The following is a 20,039-nucleotide window of genomic DNA, read 5'->3' as shown; positions in this document are numbered from 1 at the left end:
CTCATCAGAATGACTGAAAGAGAAGAAAACACAGTAATTATGAGCGAAACGGAGAAACTCTTTGAAAATTTTTAATATGAAAAAATTCTTTGGTATACCAATAAAAAAACTTTAATTAGTAATTAATTTCATAAAAAAGAGAAATTCATGTTACAGAAAAAATATCATCTTCAGATTGTTGTTTTAATAATACTCTTTATTAACATTAAATCTTTTTCACAAACATTGGCTTTTCCTGGGGCAGAAGGTTATGGTAGGTTTACAACTGGTGGAAGAGGCGGGGCTGTTTATGAAGTTACTACACTTGAAGATAATAGCAATCCAGGCAGTTTAAGATATGCCATTAACCAAAAGGGTCCACGTACTATTGTTTTTAAAGTATCAGGAACCATAAGATTAAAATCAAACTTGACAATAAAAAATGGCGATTTAACAATTGCTGGCCAAACTGCTCCTGGAGATGGAATTTGTATTGCTGATTATCCTTTAACAGTTGATGCAGACAATGTCATAATAAGATTTTTAAGAATAAGATTAGGTGATATTCATAAACTTGAAAGTGATTCATTTGGTGGTAGAAATAGAAAAAATATAATTATTGATCATTGCTCAGCTTCATGGAGTATTGATGAAACTGCAAGCTTTTATGATAATACAAATTTCACAATGCAATGGTGCTTGGTTTCTGAATCATTATATAATTCGTACCATAGTAAAGGTCCTCATGGTTATGGTGGAATTTGGGGAGGAATTGGTGCTACTTTTCATCATAATCTTTTAGCTCATCATTCAAGCCGTAATCCAAGATTTAATGGAAGCAGATATCATAGACAACCTGATAAAGAGATTGTAGATTTTGTTAATAATGTTATTTATAACTGGGGCGGAAATAGTGCTTATGGTGGTGAAGAAGGAAATCAAAATGTCCGATTGAATTATTATAAACCAGGTCCTGCTACAAATTCTGGAGTGCGAAAAAGAATTGTTAATCCAACCACAGACAGTGGAACAAATACAACTTATGGCAAATTTTATGTGGCTGATAATTATGTTTATGATGCCCCTGATGCTACTGCAGATAATTGGGGTATTGGGGTTCAAGGTATTTCTAATACAATAAAACAACAAATAAAAGTTGATCAGCCCTTTCCAATTGCAGATGTTACTACACATTCTCCACAAGAAGCTTATGAATTAGTCCTAAAATATGCAGGCGCTTGCTATCCAAAACGAGATTCAGTTGATTTAAGAATAATTGAAGAAGTAAGAACTGGAACTGCAAAATTTGGAAAAACATGGGGAGGTGGTGGTAAAGGAATTATTGACTCTCAATCTGAAGTTGGAGGATGGCCTCTTCTTAATACTTATAATGTTCCTGTTGATTCAGACCACGATGGTATGCCTGATGACTGGGAAATTCAGCATGGCTTGAATCCTAATAATCCTGATGACAGAAATATTGTTAACTCTGATGGATATACAAATCTCGAAGTTTATTTAAATAGCCTTGTTGAAAGTGTTGTTATAACAGATATAAAAAAAAATGAAAGTTCGCTCCCAATGAATTTTGAACTAAAGCAAAATTATCCTAATCCTTTTAATCCAACTACGAATATTGAATTTTCAATTCCATCAAGCGGCTATGTGAAATTAGAAGTTTATGATTTATTGGGAAGAAAAATTTCTACTCTCATAAATGAATTCAAAAATTCAGGTTATTATAATGTTAAGTTTGACGGCTCCAATTTGAATTCTGGGATTTATATTTATTCATTGTATTTCAACGACAAAATTTCTTCAAAGAAAATGTTATTAATAAAATAATTTTTATGATGAATAAAAAATTTTTTCTTATAGTACTTTTAATTCTGGGATTTCAAACAAAAAATCTTTATTGTTATTCTAAGCAAAACGAAGAATCTTTAATTCTCTTAGATTCTTCAGTCAATTCGTTCCTTCAGAATGACATATTCATTTTAATTGCTAAGAATAATTTTTTTTCTTTCTATCATACTGAACAAAGTGAAAAAGAATCAACCCTTTGGACTTGTGATGAAAATTTTAATACACAAAATGAAATATATCACGATTATACCAACCTCCAAGATTCTTCAAAAGATAAATTAGAAAAACTTAAGAAGAATGGGGCTGTCTGGATACCAGATAATGGAGATGGCACTTATTCAAATCCAATCATTCATGCTGATTATTCAGACCCTGATGTAATTCGTGTTGGTGATGATTATTACATGACATCATCAAGTTTTTCTCATTTCCCAGGATTACCAATTCTTCATTCAAAAGATTTAGTTAATTGGAAAATTATTTCTCATGCTGTTATTCAATATCCAATCCAAGAATTTAATAAGCCTCAGCATGGTAATGGAATTTGGGCACCAAGCATAAGATTTCATAATGGTGAATTTTATATTTATTACGGCGACCCTGATTATGGAATTTTTATGACAAAATCGAAAAACCCGAAAGGACCTTGGGCACCTCTTAAATTAATTAAAAAAGCCAAAGGCTGGATTGACCCATGTCCCCTCTGGGATGATGATGGAAATGCTTATCTTGTTCATGCATGGGCAAGAAGCCGCTCTGGAATTAAACATAGATTGACAGTAAATAAAATGAGTCCAGACGGCGAAAAATTATTAGATGAAGGAGTTTTAGTTTTTTGTGATTCAATCAAACATCCCACAATGGAAGGACCAAAATTTTATAAAAGAAATGGATATTATTACATCTTTGCACCAGCAGGAGGAGTAAAACCTGGTTGGCAAGTTGTTCTGAGGTCAAAAAATGTTTATGGTCCTTACGAAGATAAAATTGTTCTTGAACAGGGTTCAACAAATATTAATGGTCCTCATCAAGGCGGCTGGGTAGAAACTCAATCTGGTGAATCGTGGTTCATTCATTTTCAGGATAAAGATGCTTATGGAAGAATTGTTCATCTTCAACCAATGAAATGGGAAAACAATTGGCCCCTGATTGGAATTGATTATGATGGAAATGGAATTGGTGAGCCTGTCTCAAATTATAAAAAGCCTGATGTTGGGAAGAATTATGAAATTTGTGTACCTCAAACTAATGATGAGTTTGATTCATTAAAATTAGGTTTGCAATGGCAGTGGCAAGCAAATTTTGATTCATCATGGATTTCTCTAAAACAAAGAAAAGGCTGGCTAAGATTTTATTCACAAAAATTTCCTGATTCAACAAAAAATTTTTGGAATGTTCCGCAACTATTAATGCAAAAATTTCCAGCAGAAAAATTTAGAATTACTACTAAACTTGAGTTCAATCCAAAAACAATTTATGAAAAAGCCGGATTAATAATTTTTGGACTTGATTATTCATACATTGGAATAGAAAAAATTCAAAATGGATTTAGAATTTATCAGGCAATAAATCAAAATGCAGAAAAAAATAACAATGAAAAAATTATTGAATTAAAAAAGATAAAACAAAATAAAATTTATTTCAGAGTAGATATTAATGAAAATGCAAGGTGCACTTTTTACTATAGCATTGATGGAAAACATTTTACTAAATTAGGTAAGGATTTTAATGCAAAGGCAGGGAAATGGGTTGGTGCAAAAGCTGGAATTTTTTCACTGGCACCATTTGATTCTGATAAAACTGGATACACAGATTTTGACTGGTTCCGGTTTGAAAAATTATAAAACATTATATTCATAACAGTTGGGGAGAAACATATGAGAAGAAAATTTATTTTCAAATTCCTATGCATGATTACATTGGTATTACTTACTGTACCCCAATATGAATTTGCACAAACTAAAAGCAGAATTATTGGAACAGTAAGAGATGCCCAAACAAATGAACCATTGTTTGGTGCCAATGTAATTGTTAAAGGAACTTATCTTGGTGCAGCTACAGATGACAATGGAAAGTTTTTTATAGTGAATGTTCCCGTTGGAACTTATGATATTCAGGTCTCAATGATTGGATATACAACCCAGATTTTAACTGGAGTAATTGTATCAGCAGACAGAGTAACAAATCTTGAAATTACACTTCAACCAACAGTAATTCAGGGACAGGAAGTAGTTGTAACTGCAAAAAGAGATGAATTGCATAAAGAAGTTTCAAACACACAAATGGTTGTATCTTCAGGTCAATTGCAGGATGCATCAGGTGTAAGAGAAATTAATGCATTTCTTTCCAAATTGCCTGGTGTTTCAACTGAAAATGGATTTTTAACAATTCGTGGTGGGAGCGCAGACCAAACTGGTTCTCTGGTTAATGGATTATCTTATGTTAATGCTGCTGTGGGCAATGCAGAAACTTCAATTCCTCTCAGTGCAATTGACCAAGTTTCTCTTTTATCCGGCGGTTACAATGCAGAATATGGAAATTTCAGGTCAGGTTTAATTAACATCACAACCAAAAGCGGTTCGAAAGATGGCTATCATGGAAGTTTTTCATTTTCAAGAGATAATTCTCACATGAGAAGATTTGGTGCATCTTTTTATGACCCTCGCAATGATGCTTTAAGATCTTACTTGGATGCTTCTGTTGCATTCATTGGAACTGATGCAGCTTGGAAAGACAATCCTTACATGAAAGAACAAAATCCCAAATTTACTGGATGGATTAATCAAGCATCAATTTATAATAAAGGGAAAGCTCCAGAAAAACAGGTTACTCCATATGATTTGTATTTGTTTGCTGCATGGATGCATATGTCAGAACCAGATTATGAAGGACTCGCAAATTTATCTCCTGAATTAAAACAACAAATTGGATATTATGAACTTTCAGATGAACAAAAGAGACTATTTAAAAATCATCGAATGAAAGAAGATGGTTCTGATTGGAATTTTGATGGCGGATTTGGTGGTCCAATTCCATTTATTGGAAAATTTTTAGGTGATGCTACATTCTATATTTCTAATAATTCAAGTGAAAGGCATTATGTAATGCCGCTTACTTTGAGAAGTCAAAAATCATATACAACTTTTGCTACTATAAAATCTCAACCAGTTCAAAGTTTGAGTATTACATATAATGGATTATGGAAAAGACAAATTGGTTTAAGTCCAATTCGTCCACCTTGGGGTGATGCTCCAAATGCTGGAAATGCAGGCGGCTTCATGCCAATCGATAATATTCGTTATGTTTATAACAATCCAGAATACTGGTATGACCAGCCATTCTATCCAATCTTAAATCAAACAATTTTGATGAATGGTGTTACAATTAATAAAGTATTGAGCAGTAAATCTTATTGGGAATTAACAGTTGGTTATTTGTATATTAAAAACCACACTCCAACAGGAGATAACAGAGATACAACATTTATTACTAACTTTGGACCGATTTATGTTGATGAATCTCCTTACGGCAAATGGCAATTTGCTACTACACATAAAGTTTATAATCCAAATACTAGAGATTACTTCACATTCCCAAGTTATGATGCTCCTCCAGGAATGGCAAGAAGATTCCGTGGTAAAGAAGGTGATTTGTATGACAATACAAAAATAAATCAGTTACAAGTTAAATTTGATTTAGCTTCGCAAATTGATGAACACAATTTCGTTAAAGGTGGATTTGAATATAATTATATTGATATTAATCATAACTTTTGGGAAAAATGGAATAATAATGCTTACAATACTTATGAATTTAATTATCACCGATGGCCAAGCCAGGCAGCAGCTTACATTCAAGACCAAATTAGTTATGAAGGTTTAATTGCAAACTTGGGTGTTCGATTCGATTATTACAATGGAGGCGGAGGACTATGGCCCTCTGGCGACCCATTTGCAGAAGAAGTTTTTCGTCCACAAAAAGTTGATACAAGTCTCTATAGTTATCTCGAAAAAGGTGGTTCATATATCTGGGATACTTGGTTGAAATACAATGAAACTCATCCAGGATTTTTGCAGCCAATTAAAAATTTCTTTACTGTAAGTCCGCGTATTGGTGTTTCTTTCCCAGTTACAGTTAATTCTAAATTTTATTTCAATTATGGGCATTTCCGTTCAAATCCTCCTTATTACACAATGTATCTTTTCAGATATCGATATGATAAGAATGGGTTATATGATATGTCCAATCCAAATCTTGAACCTCCAAGAACAATTTCATATGAATTAGGTGTAGCTTATAATTTTCTTGATAATTATTTACTACAAATTTCAGGTTATTATAAAGATATAACAGGTCAGGCTGGCGAAGTGAATTATCAAACATCAAGTGGAACTCTAAATTATACTGGAAGAGCAAATAATGAATATCAAGATATTCAAGGATTTGAATTGACTTTATCAAAGAATGATAATTCATGGATAAACTTCTGGCTGAATTTTAATTACATGCTTAGCAAAACTGGTTTAACTGGAAAAGAAATTATTTCTGATGTAACTATTAATAACGACAGAGAAGGTTTATATCAAGGTCAGGAAACAAGAGCATTGCCTCGTCCAAGATTTAATGCCAATGTTACTTTCCGTTCGCCAAAAAATTGGGGACCAGAAATTTTTGGTCATAGAATTCTTGGTGGATGGAGTATGACAATATTTGGAGAATGGAGAGCGGGAGATTATTTCACTTACAATCCACTCAGCAAACTTCACATAAGCAACAATATGAAATGGCCTGATTATTACATGGTTGATTTAAAACTTACAAAAGTATTTGATATCTATGGATTGAAATCTACATTTTTTGTTGATATTAGCAATGTGTTGAATTTGAAAGTAAGTTTGCTTAATCGAAGATATGCATTTCAGGATAACAATGATTTCAATAAATATATGGCATCATTGCGTCTGCCAATGTATGATTCGCCAGAATTTGACCAGCTGAGAAAATCTCAACCAGGTTATTACATTCCAGGTAATGATAAAGTTGGAGATTTGCGTTCAGATGAAAAACCATATATCAACGACCCAAATTATTCATTCTGGCTCTATGGTCAACCCCGTGATATTTGGGTTGGTCTAAGAATAGATTTCTAAAATTTTGAAATTAGAATGGAGATGAATAAATGAAATCAAGAAAAATTCTAACATTAATAATTGCTGCTTTTTGCATAACATCAATTTATGCTCAGGGAACTGAAGAACTTAAAACAGCAATGATGAAAGTCGGAAGGGTATGGATTGGTGTTACTGCAAATGCCGATAAAGGAAATTTTGATTATCGTGCAGGCTTCTTTCCTAATGATTACAACATTATTGGATTTAGAGGTCAATACAGAGAATTGAACACAGGTTCAGGTTTTCAAATTGGAACTACAACTCCTTGGCCCAATCCATTTACCGGGAAGAATGATACTTTACCAATTTATGGTCCTACAACTCAATGGACTCAAATCGGTAAGGTTACAAAACCATTAACAAATTATATTCGTTATAAATATCCTAAACAAACTACAGATTTCAAGAGCGTTGATTTACAAGATTTTGGTGAATACAATCCATCAAAATTTACTGATGGAACTTATGACCAGATTATTGAGGTTGGAAATGAATATATTTTTGGAATTGAGATGACAAGAAAAATTATGGCATGGAGTCAAAATTTCAACGACAACTACATTATCTTTGATGTAACATTTGAAAACAAATCTAATTTTACTTTTGATTCTCTTTATATCAAAATGGAAGGTAATGGTGCAAATAGTTATTATTCAATTGGAATTAATCCTTCAGTCCCATCAAACGAAGCTCCAATGTTGACTCGCGTTTGGAATCATTATTATGGTGGAAGAGTTGGAGATACTGCTCGAGTTTATTATCAATACAGTGCAGATGACCCAGATAAACCAGGTGATGACATGGGAGCTCCTGTTACATCACAGGATGGAAGATTACTCTTTAGCAATATCTATTTTTATACAATACTTCATGCATCAGAAAAGCCATTCGACAATCCTGCAGAAGATAAAGATGATTTTCTTCAACCAAAAGTTACTTATGCTGCAACAGCTACTTATATTCCATACACAGTAGAAAATGACCAATATGGAAATAAAAACTTCTGGTCACTTGCCGGAGGATATTCCGATTATTTCCCAATGAGTGGAAATGTTCATCCAGGGACTCATCATGGAGGAAATTCAGATGAATTAGGAACAAGTGATTATTCAAATTATCCTGGAGGAACAAAGCAAGGTCCAAATCCATTGATGGTTAGTGTATTTGGTCCTTACAGAAATTTTGCACCTGGTAAAAAAATTAGAATTGTGTATGCATCTGGAATTGCAGGTTTATCACTTCAAAAAGCAATTGAAGTTGGTAGAAAATGGTTAAAAGGAACCCTTGAAAATCCACCTAACATGCCAGACCCAGAAAAAGGCTGGCTGCCAAAAGAATTTGCATTTCCTCCTGATGCAAAAGAAATTGATAAGAGAAAAGACAGATGGATTAGTTCAGGAATTGATTCTGTTATGTTAACTGCTTACAGAGCAAAATGGAATTTCAAAACTGGATATAAAATTCCTCAAGCACCACCGCCTCCATCTGAATTAAGCGTAACTGGTTACGGTGATGGAGTTGAAATTAAATGGAAATGTCCTGAAGCAGAAGCAATGCCAAATTTTGCAGGTTACAGAATAATGAGAAGAGTTTCTAATCAGGATACAGTTTTCTATGAAGCAATTTATGATTCAGATGCTTCTGATAAAGCTGTTGAACATGTTTATAAAGATAAATCAATTCTTTATGGGGCTCAGTATTATTATTATGTTCAATCAAAAGCAAGAATTGCTCCGAATGACCCAAATGCTGACCCGACAACAAGAGGAAAAATAATGTATAGTTCTCGTGTGCTTGTTCCAAATATTTACTGGATAAATCCACCACGACTTGCTTATGAAGATATGTCTAAAATTAGAATTGTTCCTAATCCATATAACATAAATGACCCGCTTTTGAAAACATACGGCTTTACTGACCAAAGAGGAATTATCTTTTTCAATCTTCCTCCTGTTTGCAAAATAAAAATTTATACTGAACACGGCGATTTAATTCAAACAATTATTCATGATAATCCTGCAAAGTCTGGTTCTGAAACATGGGATATGTTAACATCAAGCCAGCAGGTAATAAGCAGTGGTGTTTACATAGCAGTATTCGAAAAGCCTGATGGCGAAATTTCTTATCAAAAGTTCATTGTTGTTCGATAAAATTGGGAGATATCAATAATGAAAACAAATAGAATAAAAATAATTTTGCTTTTGTTAATCATAACTGGATACAATGTTTATGCTCAGGTTGGATTAAACAAATTGGCTCAGAGCACTATGAATTTTTTGCTCGTTAGCATTTCCCCTAAAGCAAGTGCAATGGGAGAAGCTTTCTATGCAGTTGGAAATTCTTCAGAAGCAATTTTATATAATCCTGCTGGAATTGCCAATACAAACAATACAATTGATATCAGTCTAAACTATACTCAATGGATTGCTGATATAAAATACCTCGCTGGAACTGCAACTTACAATTTGAATAATTATGGAGTTATTGGTTTTCATATTCTTACAGTTGATTATGGAGAAATTATTGGCACAAGTCTAATTGACCCATCTCAGCAAGCATTGTATCCCGATGGATACATAGATAATGGAAAACTTAGTAATGTTGGTGCTTATTCAGTTGGATTAAGTTATGCGAAAAAAATCAGCACACAATTCTCTATTGGCGGGAATATTAGAATTGCAGGACAAAATTTAGGTGAAAATTATTTTATCAATGGAACTACAAAAAAGAATAATGCAACCAAACTTGTTTTTGATGCTGGTGTTCTTTATAACACTGGTTACAAAGATTTTCGTTTTGGTATGGCAATTCGAAATTTCTCATCAAATATTAAAAGAGAAGAAATTGATGAACAGCTTCCATTGGTATTCACACTTGGCACAGCAATCAATTTGTGGAAATTTGTTGATGCATCAAATACAAATAATGAACTTACGCTCGCTGTAGATTTTGCACATTTTAATAATTATTCAGAAAGAATGAATTTAGGACTTGAGTACAAATTTATGAACATGATTTCATTGAGAGCTGGTTATCAAACAAATCGTGATATTGCTTCGTGGTCTGCTGGAATTGGTTTAAACACAGAAATAGCAGGCAATCTTGTTGAAATAAATTATTCTTATTCTCACATAAAAGTATTTAATAATGTTAATAGAATTTCTTTGAACTTTGCATTATAAAAAGGAATTAAAATTATGAAACAACTAAGCAAGTTGTTTTTGATGTTAATAATTCTTGGGATAATAACAAATGTTTATCCCAAAGGAAAGTTTAGCAAGGATTTTTGGTCTGTAAAATTTGCCGAATCATTTTTAGCTCGTCATCCCGGTGCAGTTACTTATGATTCTTTTATGACAAGCCAAAAATGGAATTATGAACAAGGTTTGATGCTCGAAACACTAAGAAAAATGTTCTACTACACAGGTGAGCAAAAGTATTTTGATTTTATTAAAGGAAATTTAGACCAGTATATTGATAATGATGGTAATATTAAAACTTATAAGCTTTCCGAATACAATATTGATAACATTAAACCGGCTGGTGCAGTTCTTTTTGCTTATCAAATAACAGGAGAAGAGAAATATAAAATTGCAGTTGATACTTTACGAAAGCAGCTCGATGGAATGCCAAGGACTAAAAGCGGTGGATTCTGGCATAAGAAAATTTATCCTTATCAAATGTGGCTCGATGGAATTTATATGGGGCAACCATTTTATGCAGAATATGCTAAAGTGTTTAATCGTCCACAGGATTTTGATGATATAACTAAACAAATCATTTTGATTTATGAAAAAACTTTGGATGAAAAGACTGGATTGCTTTATCATGCATGGGACGAAAGCAAACAACAAAAATGGGCTGACCCTTTAACTGGTCGTTCACCACATTTTTGGGGTAGAGCAATCGGCTGGTATGTTATGGCTCTTGTAGATGTTTTAGATTTCCTTCCTGTTGAACATCCAGATAGACAAAAAATAATTTCTATTCTTAATAATGTTTGTGAAGCATTATTGAAAGTGAGAGATTCAAAATCAAAAGTATGGTATCAGGTATTAGATCAAGGCAATCGTCAAGGAAATTATCTTGAAGCTTCTGCAACATTAATGTATATCTATGCTTTTGCCAAAGGCTACAATAATGGATACCTCCCAAAAAAATTTATTGATGAAGCAAAAGTTTCTTTCAAAGGTGCATTAAAAGAATTTGTTAAACTTGATAAAGATGGATATTACAATTTATATGGAACATGCAGAGGGGCAGGACTTGGTGGTAATCCTTATCGTGATGGCTCTTATGAATATTATGTAAGTGAAAAACCAAGAACAAATGATTTTAAAGGTTATGGTCCATTAATCTTAGCTGCAATGGAAATTGAAAAAGCAGAAGCTCTTTCAAAAAAGAAATACAATGTGATTCTTGATAATTATTTCAATAATGAATTTAGAACTAACAAAGAAGGAAAAAAAGAAAGATATCATTACATCTGGGAAGATACTACTAACTCTGGATTTTATGTTTTAGGAAAATTGTTTGAAAAATATGGTTCAAAAATTTCTGAATTAAGAAAAGCACCAACACAGCAAAATTTGAAAGGAGGAAATGTTTATATAATTGTTGACCCTGATACACCACAGGAAACTGATTCTCCAAATTATATTGATGAAAAAAGTATTAATGAACTTGAAAAATGGGTAAAGAACGGCGGAATACTTTTATTGTTTGCCAACGACAAAGGTAATTGTGAATTCGAACATCTCAATAAATTAACAGAAAGATTTGGATTTAGTTTTAACGAAGTAAGTCTCAATAGAGTTGATGGAAATAAATTTGATATGGGTGCATTCGTGAATTTACCATGTAACCCAATTTTTGCTGGCGTTGATAAAATATACATGAAAGAAATTTCTACAATAAAATTTAATGAACTGCCTTACATATTGTTAAAGAAAGATAATGAACCTGTAATAATCTTTAAGAAGTATGGTAAAGGATTTGTAATTGCTGTTGGTGACCCTTGGCTTTACAATGAATATATTGACAATCGAAAATTACCTACAGATTTTCAGAACTTAAGAGCTGCAGAAAATCTTGTTAAATGGATTTTACAATTATCCAGTTTGAATTAGAAAGGATAGTCTAAAAAAGTATTAAGAACAAATTGAATTGTCCGCCTTGTGCGGGCAATTTAAATTGATTTTTGATTTTACTTAGTAAATCTCCCTAATCTGTCTTTATCTGTGTTCTATTTTTATTTCCAATTAAAAATCCAAAGGCATTAAAATGAAAAAGATTAATTTCTTTATTCTATTTACACTAATTATAAGTCTCTCATTTTCTAATCCAATCTTATCAAAAAATTTTAATGAGATTAAAAAAGAAGTAAAAAAATATTACAAGGGATTAGAATTTTTGATGCCGGAATTAAAAGTTCCGAGTTTTCCAGATAAAAAATTTATAATTACTGAATTTGGTGCTAAAGGCGATGGAACTACCTTAAATACCGAAGCATTTGCAAAAGCAATTGATGCCTGTTCAAAAAATGGCGGTGGAAGTGTTATTGTTCCACCAGGATTGTGGCTTACTGGACCAATATCATTAAAGAGCAATGTTAATTTACATTTAATGCAGGGCGCACATATTCAATTCACAAAAAATTTTGATGACTATCCTCTTGTTGAAACTACTTATGAAGGAACAAATCAATACAGATGCACTTCTCCAATTAGTGGTTTCAATCTTGAAAACATTGCGATAACTGGTCAGGGAATAATTGACGGCGGAGGTGATGCATGGAGACCTGTAAAAAAATATAAATTAACAGCAAATCAATGGAAAGAATTAATTTCTTCTGGTGGCGTCGTTGATAAAGCCGGTAATACCTGGTGGCCCTCAGAACAAGCAATGAATGGAGAAAAAATTTTATCTGAATTAAAGAAAACTAAAAAAGAATTAACAAAAGAAGATTATGAAAAAGTTAGAGATTTCCTTAGACCTGTAATGGTTAACCTTGTTAATTGTAAAAATGTTTTACTTGATGGAGTTACATTTCAAAATTCTCCTGCATGGAATTTACATCCATTATTGAGTGAAAATATTATTGTTAGAAATGTTACTGTTCGAAATCCATGGTACTCACAAAATGGAGATGGAATTGATGTAGAATCATGCAAGAATGTAATTATTTATAATTCAAAATTTGATGTTGGTGATGATGCAATTTGTATGAAATCCGGCAAAGATGAATTTGGAAGAAAGCGCGGAATCCCAACTCAAAATGTTATCATAGCAGATTGTATAGTTTATCATGGTCATGGTGGATTCACAATTGGAAGTGAAATGTCCGGCGGTGTAAAAAATATTAAGGTAATGAATTGTAATTTTATTGGAACTGATGTTGGACTCAGATTCAAAAGTACAAGAGGTAGAGGCGGTATAGTTGAAAATATTTTTATTGAAGATATTTATATGACCAATATTCCAACTCAAGCTGTTAGCTTTAATATGTATTACGGCGGGGCAGCTCCAACAGAAGACATCCCTCTTGAAGAAAAATCAAAGCAGGCTGTTGCTTTTGAAGTAAATGAAGGGACTCCAATTTTTAGAAATATATTCTTAAAAAATATTTATTGTATTGGTGCTGAAGATGCTGTTGTTCTTCAAGGTTTACCAGAAATGCCAATTAAAAATATAGTTTTAGATAATGTTCTAATGAATGCTAAAAAAGGAATTTCAATTTTTGATGCTGATGAAATAAAAATAATTAATACAAAAATTATCTCTAATGAACCAGCTGTTAAAATTAGTCAGGGTAGAAATATTGCAATTGAGAATTTTACTCCATCGCAGGAAAATAATATTATATTACAGCTTCAAGGTGAAAAAACAAACTCAATTTATCTGAAAGGCAAAAATGCAAATGAAATAAAAGATAAAACGAAATTTGCTAATGATGTTAATAAGAATGCTCTAATTGTAAGATGATTTGATTTTTCTTTGTGTAATTATTTTACACGAAGAACTGTAGAGATTAACACAGAGAACCACAGAGATTAAATGAAATTTCTGTTCACTTAATATCATAAGGTTAATATTGTTATGAAAAAAAATTTGTTCTTTGATTTAAAATTTTTCTTCACAGTTATTGTTTATACAATAACAATTGCAACTTCATCAGCACAAATAAATCAAAATATAGAAAGCCAGATTAAAGATGTAATTCGAAAAGCAACTGAATATTTTGATAAAAATTTATCTGTTAATGGTGGTTATGTTTGGACATATAAACAAGACTTATCGCGTCGATGGGGCGAAATGGAAGCATATCCTTCAATGGTTTGGGTTCAAGGACCCGGTACTGTTGAAATGGGACATCTCTTTCTTGATGCTTATGAAACTACAAAGGATGAATACTTTTACAATTTAGCTAAAAAGTCTGCAGAAGCTTTAATTAAGGGACAGCTTAAGTGCGGCGGATGGAATTACATGATTGATTTTGCTGGTGAAGAATCATTAAAAAAATGGTATTCTACAATTGGAGCAAATGGCTGGCGCATGGAAGAATTTCAGCATTATTATGGCAATGCGACTTTTGATGATAATGTAACCGCTGGTGCTTCAAAATTTTTATTGAGATTTTATTTGTTGAAGAAAGATAAACATGTTAAAAATGCACTTGATAAAGCAATTAAATTTATTTTAGAAAGTCAGTATCCGAATGGAGCCTGGCCTCAACGCTTCCCGCTTGATAATGTAGATTGTCAAAAAAATTACACCTGCTATTATACTTTCAATGATAATGTCATCTGGAACAACATAAAATTCTTGATATTATGTTATGAAACATTGAGCTACAAAAATTTAATTGAGCCAATAAAAAGAGGAATGAATTTTTATTTGATTTCACAATATAAAAATCCACAAGCAGGATGGGCGCAGCAATATAATTTAAATCTGGAACCTGCAGCTGCAAGAACATATGAACCTGCTTCGCTCGACCCTCAATACACTGCAAGACATATTGAAATGCTGATAAAATTTTATGAATTGACTGGTGATAAAAAATTTGTTGAAAGAATTCCAGATGCAATTAATTGGATTCAATCAGTTGTTCTTGAACAAAAAGATTCATTGGTGCTTATTCCAAAATTTGTTGAGTTAGAAACAAATAAGCCAATCTATATTCATCGAAAAGGAACAAATGTTAAATTCGGTAAATATTTTTGTGATTATGATAATCACAATACAACCATTCATTATCCTTGTGTTAGAATGATAAATATCAATAATTTGAAAAGACAATACGAAACAGCAAAAGAATTGAATCTTGAAAATAGTTCTTCTCTGCAATTCCCATTCAGCATTAAAAATAATAATCCAATTGAGATTTATAAAAAAATTGATGAATACCTGAAATTGCCAAGCGAAAAAGTATTTGATAATCACAAGCAAGAAGCAACATTAAACAAAGTTCAAGAAATAATTTCTCAATTGGATAGCAAGAACAGATGGCTAACTAAAAATGTTTTTATTTCAAATCCATACATTGATGAGAAAGTTTTAGGTGATTCTAATTCTAATTTGTATTGCAGCTCTTATGTTGGCGATAAATTTGATACATCACCATTTCCAAACAACACAGATGAAAAATTCATATCAACAAGTTTATTTATTCAAAATGTTTCATACTTACTTCGTTACTTGAAAGTTGTTAATGAAAAGTAATTTTGGAGATTAATCATGAAAAAAATTTTCTTAATAATTTTTTTAATCAACACTGTATTTTATGCCCAGATACAATATGATATAATTGTAGCATCTGATGGAACTGGTAATTACAAAACTTTATCCGATGCTGTTGCTGCGCTTCCGATGTTCAATTATCGTCGTTTAATTATTTTTATTAAAAATGGAACTTATAATGAAAAAATTCGTATTGAGCAGGATTATATTACATTGAAAGGTGAAGATAGAGAGAAAACAAAAATTGTTTATAGTCAATTAAGAGAAGATTGGAATAAAAATATGGATGCAATTGGTCCAGGAGTAATTAATATTTATGGAGATGATATAATTTTAGAAAATCTAACAATTGAAAACTCACAGCCACAAGTTGGTCCGCATGCATTTGCTATTTATGGATTTGGAACAAGAACGATAATTTATAATTGCAATGTTATCAGCAAAGGCGGCGATACAGTTTCTTTGTGGGATTACAAAACTGGAATGTATTATCATGCAAATTGTTATTTCGAAGGAGCTGTAGATTTTGTTTGTCCACGCGGTTGGTGCTTCATAAGAGATTCAAAATTCTATGAATTAAAAGAAACAGCTTCAATCTGGCACGCTGGTTCATTCGATAAAAATCAAAAATTTGTTGTTGTTAATTCTCATTTTGATGGCGTGAAAAATTTTGAATTGGGAAGACATCACTATGAAGCACAATTTTATTTAATTAACTGCACATTCTCAAAAAATATGGCAGATAAACCAATCTATCGCGTAACTTACAAAGATGACCCATCTCGTAATAGACAATTCATTTGGGGACCAAGATATTACTTTTATAATTGTAAAGGCGATTCTATAAATTATGATTGGTTCAAAAATAATTTGAACGAAGCAGAAAATGCACCAACTCCGCAGGAAATTAATCCAGACTGGACTTTTAATCATCAATGGGATCCTGAATCTACTTCTCCAGTCAAATTATTAAGTTATCAAATTCAAAATAACTTGTTAATACTTCATTTTGCAGAACCTGTTACTGTCATAGGTAAACCAATTTTTCAAACTACTAATGGAATTACATTCCAATTTCATTCAGGTGGTGAGAATGATACAATTCAATTGATATCAGATAAAAATTTTTCTAAAGATGATTTAATAGGATTGAAAATTATTAATGATGCCAAAATAATCAGCAGTATTGCTTCAATAAATGAAAGAAAAGTAGACTTTGCATTTTAATTAAGAAAGAAAATAATAATGAAAATAAAAATTGATTATAATGAATTAAAATCTGTTTTTAAGGAAATATTAATTAAACATGATTTCGAAAATGAAGAAGCAGATTTATGTGCAGAAATTTTTGCAGAAAATACTTTATGCGGTGTTTTGTCACATGGTATAAATCGATTCCCAGCATTCATTGAATTAATAAGAAAAGGGAAAATAAATCCGAAAGCAAAACCTGAAAAAATTTTTTCTTTCAATTCTGTTGAAAGATGGAATGGAAACTTAGCTCCTGGTCCATTAAATGCATGGAAGATGACCAACCGAGCTATTGAATTAGCAAAAGAATTTGGAACAGGATTAATTGCATTAAAAAATACAAATCATTGGATGCGTGCAGCAACTTATGGCTGGAAAGCTGCTGATGAAGGTTTTTTGTTTATTTGCTGGACAAACACAATTCCTAATATGACTCCATGGGGAGGATTGGAGCCAAGAACAGGAAATAATCCAATTGTTTTTGCACTGCCGCACTCAAATGGCAATGTAGTGCTTGATATGGCATTGTCTCAATTTTCTTATGGTAAACTTGCAACATTAATAAATGAAGGAAAGAAATTATCAGTGTTTGGCGGTTATGATGAAAATGGAAATTTAACAGATGACCCTCAAGAAATTTATAAGACACAAAGAGCCTTACCCATTGGATTCTGGAAAGGTTCTGGCTTATCACTTTTATTAGATTTATTTGCAACTGTTTTATCTGGTGGAAATTCTACATCAGACTTAAGCAAATTTGATGATGACTACGGAATGTCCCAAATTTTTATTGCAATTAATCCTGATGTTTTTATATCTAAGAATGAAATTGATTTAATAGCAGGTAAAATTATTAGTTATTATAAAAGTTCAAGAAAATTTAGCAAAGAAGAAATTTTATATCCGGGAGAAAGAACCCTCAAAACAAGAAATGAAAACTTGAAGAATGGAATTTTTGTAGACGAAAAAATTTGGGAAGCAGTAATTAGTTTAAAGAATTAAAAATATTTTAACACATCAGCTTCATTTCTTTTCTTTACTTCTCAGCAATTATATAATTTTGATTCAGCATCATTACAAAAAGATTTTTATATTTCTTAACAAAGAATAAATCTTTTCAATGGAAAATCTAATCGGTATTCTTATTGATAATTATAGAATTGTATCTGTCCTTGGTAAAGGGGGCATGGGAATTGTCTATAAAGCTTACGATACTAAACTTGACAGATATGTTGCAATAAAAATGTTAAATGCGGATACGTATGACCATGCTCGATTTGTAGAAAGATTCAAAAGAGAAGCTAAGAATCAAGCAAAATTATCTCATCCAAATATTGTAACAGTTTATGGCTTTATTGAGTATGAGGATTTACTTGGAATTGTTATGGAATATGTTGAAGGAGAAAGCCTTGAAAAAGTTCTTCAGCGACAGGGACGATTTAATCTTTATGATGTGATGTATATCTTAAAACAAATTTTGCTTGGTTTGGGTTATGCTCACTCAAAAGGATTTGTGCATCGCGATATTAAACCTTCCAACATAATCCTGAATCGTGAAGGAATCGCAAAAATTATGGATTTCGGAATTTCGAAATCAATGTTCGATGATAAAGATTTCACCAAACCCGGGGCAAAGATTGGAACAGTTTATTACATGAGTCCTGAACAAATTAAAGGAGTGGAAGTTACTAATCGAAGCGATATTTATTCTTTAGGATGCACAGCTTATGAAATGATTGTTGGACATCCACCATTTGATAGTGATAGTGAATATGAAGTAATGGAAAGTCATTTGAAAAAAACTCCACCAAGAATCTCTTCTTTACTAACCGGAGTTCCTGAAGAAGTTGATAAAGTTATATTTAAGGCAATGGAAAAAAATCCATTGAATCGATATGCAACATGCGAAGAAATGTATGAGGATGTTCAACAGCTTGATAAAACAATTTCAAAAATTTATACAAGCTATTTTAAGAGAACCGAAGAAAGAAGCAAAACTTATAAAGTTGCTTCAGCCTCCGCATTCGCATTTTTTTTCGTATTGTTAATTGTTCTTTCTTATTTCGTTTATAAGCAGGTTAATGAACTGATTACAAGCAATAAATTGGAATCGTTGAAAAAATATGATTTGCAATCAATCTTTTCATCAAAAGAAGATGAATTTAAATTCACTTCAATAGACAAAGTTGAGAGCAGCGTCAAGCATAATCTTAATTCAATCTTTTTTATAAATGAAAAAAATGCAATTGCAGTTGGAGATTCAGGAACAATAATAATTTCAAATGACGGCGGAATTACTTGGAAACAAAAACAGTTTGATAAAAAAATTAATTTGAGTGATTTACACTGTTTCCCCACAGGGAAAATTATAATAATTGGAGATTCGTCATCAATTTTTTATAGCAAAGACTTTTTAGATACTCTTCAATTAGTGCCTGTTCAAAAAGGTTATACTTTTTTCAGAATTAAATTTATTGATGAACAAACAGGATTTATTACAGGAAATAGAGGATTAATTTTAAAGACAATCAATGGCGGCATAAATTGGTATAAAGTTGTTACAAATACTAACTCATTAATTTTTGATATTGATTTTTTTGATTCACGCAGAGGATTTGCAGTTGGCTGGAATGGATTGATTCTAAAAACAACAAATGGTGGCGAAACATGGCAGAGAATTGATAATGTTTCTACTGATAATTATTTGAAATCAATTGACCTTGAAGAAAATGGTTTTGGTATTATTGCAGGAGGAGATGCAACTATATTAAGGACTACAAATTTTGGAGAAGAATGGGAATTGAAAAGAATCGCCGATGTAGGTGCATTACAAAAAGTTTATTTCATTTCTAAAAATTATGTAACATTAATTGGTAGTAAAGGAACATTGATGATTTCTAAAGATAGCGGACAAAACTGGAATTTAATTGATACTCATAGTTTTACAAATATGAACGACATTGCTTTGAATCCTGATGGCCATCTTTATTTAGTTGGGTTCAATGGACAAATATTAAAAATTCATTAGGA

At 31.8% G+C, this 20,039-nt stretch carries 11 protein-coding genes; all 11 read left to right on the top strand.

From position 1 onward, the window contains the following. The first annotated feature begins 147 nt into the window (after nucleotides 1-147). The 11 genes from AC27L2_RS02500 (at nucleotide 148) to AC27L2_RS02450 (ending at nucleotide 20,037) form a co-directional block, all read left to right on the top strand. A complete protein-coding gene (locus tag AC27L2_RS02500; RefSeq protein ID WP_487210080.1) occupies nucleotides 148-1,824 on the top strand; it encodes a T9SS type A sorting domain-containing protein in 1,677 nt (558 codons plus the stop codon). A gap of 5 nt (nucleotides 1,825-1,829) precedes the next feature. Continuing rightward, nucleotides 1,830-3,689, top strand: a complete 1,860-nt coding sequence (locus tag AC27L2_RS02495; protein ID WP_487210079.1) for a glycoside hydrolase family 43 protein — start codon at nucleotides 1,830-1,832, stop codon at nucleotides 3,687-3,689. 33 nt (nucleotides 3,690-3,722) lie between these two features. After that, nucleotides 3,723-6,995 (top strand): TonB-dependent receptor, encoded by a 3,273-nt coding sequence (locus AC27L2_RS02490; RefSeq protein WP_487210078.1) that lies wholly within the window; start codon nucleotides 3,723-3,725, stop codon nucleotides 6,993-6,995. A 29-nt stretch (nucleotides 6,996-7,024) separates the two neighbouring features. Further along, entirely contained in the window at nucleotides 7,025-9,166 is a 2,142-nt protein-coding gene (locus AC27L2_RS02485) for a hypothetical protein (RefSeq protein WP_487210077.1), read from the top strand. 18 nt (nucleotides 9,167-9,184) lie between these two features. Beyond that, nucleotides 9,185-10,198: a PorV/PorQ family protein gene (locus AC27L2_RS02480; protein ID WP_487210076.1), complete on the top strand. Its 1,014-nt coding sequence runs from the start codon at nucleotides 9,185-9,187 to the stop codon at nucleotides 10,196-10,198. Nucleotides 10,199-10,213: 15 nt separating this feature from the next. After that, nucleotides 10,214-12,145: a glycoside hydrolase family 88 protein gene (locus tag AC27L2_RS02475; RefSeq protein WP_487210075.1), complete on the top strand. Its 1,932-nt coding sequence runs from the start codon at nucleotides 10,214-10,216 to the stop codon at nucleotides 12,143-12,145. Between the two features lie 154 nt (nucleotides 12,146-12,299). Further along, nucleotides 12,300-14,000, top strand: coding sequence for a glycoside hydrolase family 28 protein (locus AC27L2_RS02470; protein ID WP_487210074.1), 1,701 nt, complete (start codon nucleotides 12,300-12,302; stop codon nucleotides 13,998-14,000). Nucleotides 14,001-14,114: 114 nt separating this feature from the next. Next, nucleotides 14,115-15,740: a pectate lyase gene (locus AC27L2_RS02465; RefSeq protein ID WP_487210073.1), complete on the top strand. Its 1,626-nt coding sequence runs from the start codon at nucleotides 14,115-14,117 to the stop codon at nucleotides 15,738-15,740. 15 nt (nucleotides 15,741-15,755) lie between these two features. Next, on the top strand, nucleotides 15,756-16,985 hold the full coding sequence (locus tag AC27L2_RS02460; RefSeq protein WP_487210072.1) for a pectinesterase family protein: 1,230 nt from the start codon (nucleotides 15,756-15,758) through the stop codon (nucleotides 16,983-16,985). Between the two features lie 18 nt (nucleotides 16,986-17,003). Next, on the top strand, nucleotides 17,004-18,011 hold the full coding sequence (gene yiaK, locus AC27L2_RS02455; protein WP_487210071.1) for a 3-dehydro-L-gulonate 2-dehydrogenase: 1,008 nt from the start codon (nucleotides 17,004-17,006) through the stop codon (nucleotides 18,009-18,011). Between the two features lie 118 nt (nucleotides 18,012-18,129). After that, complete coding sequence (locus AC27L2_RS02450) at nucleotides 18,130-20,037, top strand: protein kinase domain-containing protein (protein WP_487210070.1); 1,908 nt, start codon at nucleotides 18,130-18,132, stop codon at nucleotides 20,035-20,037. Nucleotides 20,038-20,039: the final 2 nt, after the last annotated feature.

This window comes from Rosettibacter sp. KY25 (assembly GCF_057554405.1).
This window is presented reverse-complemented; position numbering and strand designations above follow the sequence as displayed.

Bases quoted from the DNA above. Each gene is read 5' to 3' on its own strand.
- AC27L2_RS02480 (WP_487210076.1), top strand. From the start codon at position 9,185: ATGAAAACAAATAGAATAAAAATAATTTTGCTTTTGTTAATCATAACT.
- AC27L2_RS02495 (WP_487210079.1), top strand. From the start codon at position 1,830: ATGATGAATAAAAAATTTTTTCTTATAGTACTTTTAATTCTGGGATTT.
- AC27L2_RS02465 (WP_487210073.1), top strand. From the start codon at position 14,115: ATGAAAAAAAATTTGTTCTTTGATTTAAAATTTTTCTTCACAGTTATT.
- AC27L2_RS02485 (WP_487210077.1), top strand. From the start codon at position 7,025: ATGAAATCAAGAAAAATTCTAACATTAATAATTGCTGCTTTTTGCATA.
- AC27L2_RS02475 (WP_487210075.1), top strand. From the start codon at position 10,214: ATGAAACAACTAAGCAAGTTGTTTTTGATGTTAATAATTCTTGGGATA.
- AC27L2_RS02500 (WP_487210080.1), top strand. From the start codon at position 148: ATGTTACAGAAAAAATATCATCTTCAGATTGTTGTTTTAATAATACTC.
- AC27L2_RS02470 (WP_487210074.1), top strand. From the start codon at position 12,300: ATGAAAAAGATTAATTTCTTTATTCTATTTACACTAATTATAAGTCTC.
- AC27L2_RS02450 (WP_487210070.1), top strand. From the start codon at position 18,130: ATGGAAAATCTAATCGGTATTCTTATTGATAATTATAGAATTGTATCT.
- AC27L2_RS02460 (WP_487210072.1), top strand. From the start codon at position 15,756: ATGAAAAAAATTTTCTTAATAATTTTTTTAATCAACACTGTATTTTAT.
- AC27L2_RS02490 (WP_487210078.1), top strand. From the start codon at position 3,723: ATGAGAAGAAAATTTATTTTCAAATTCCTATGCATGATTACATTGGTA.
- yiaK (WP_487210071.1), top strand. From the start codon at position 17,004: ATGAAAATAAAAATTGATTATAATGAATTAAAATCTGTTTTTAAGGAA.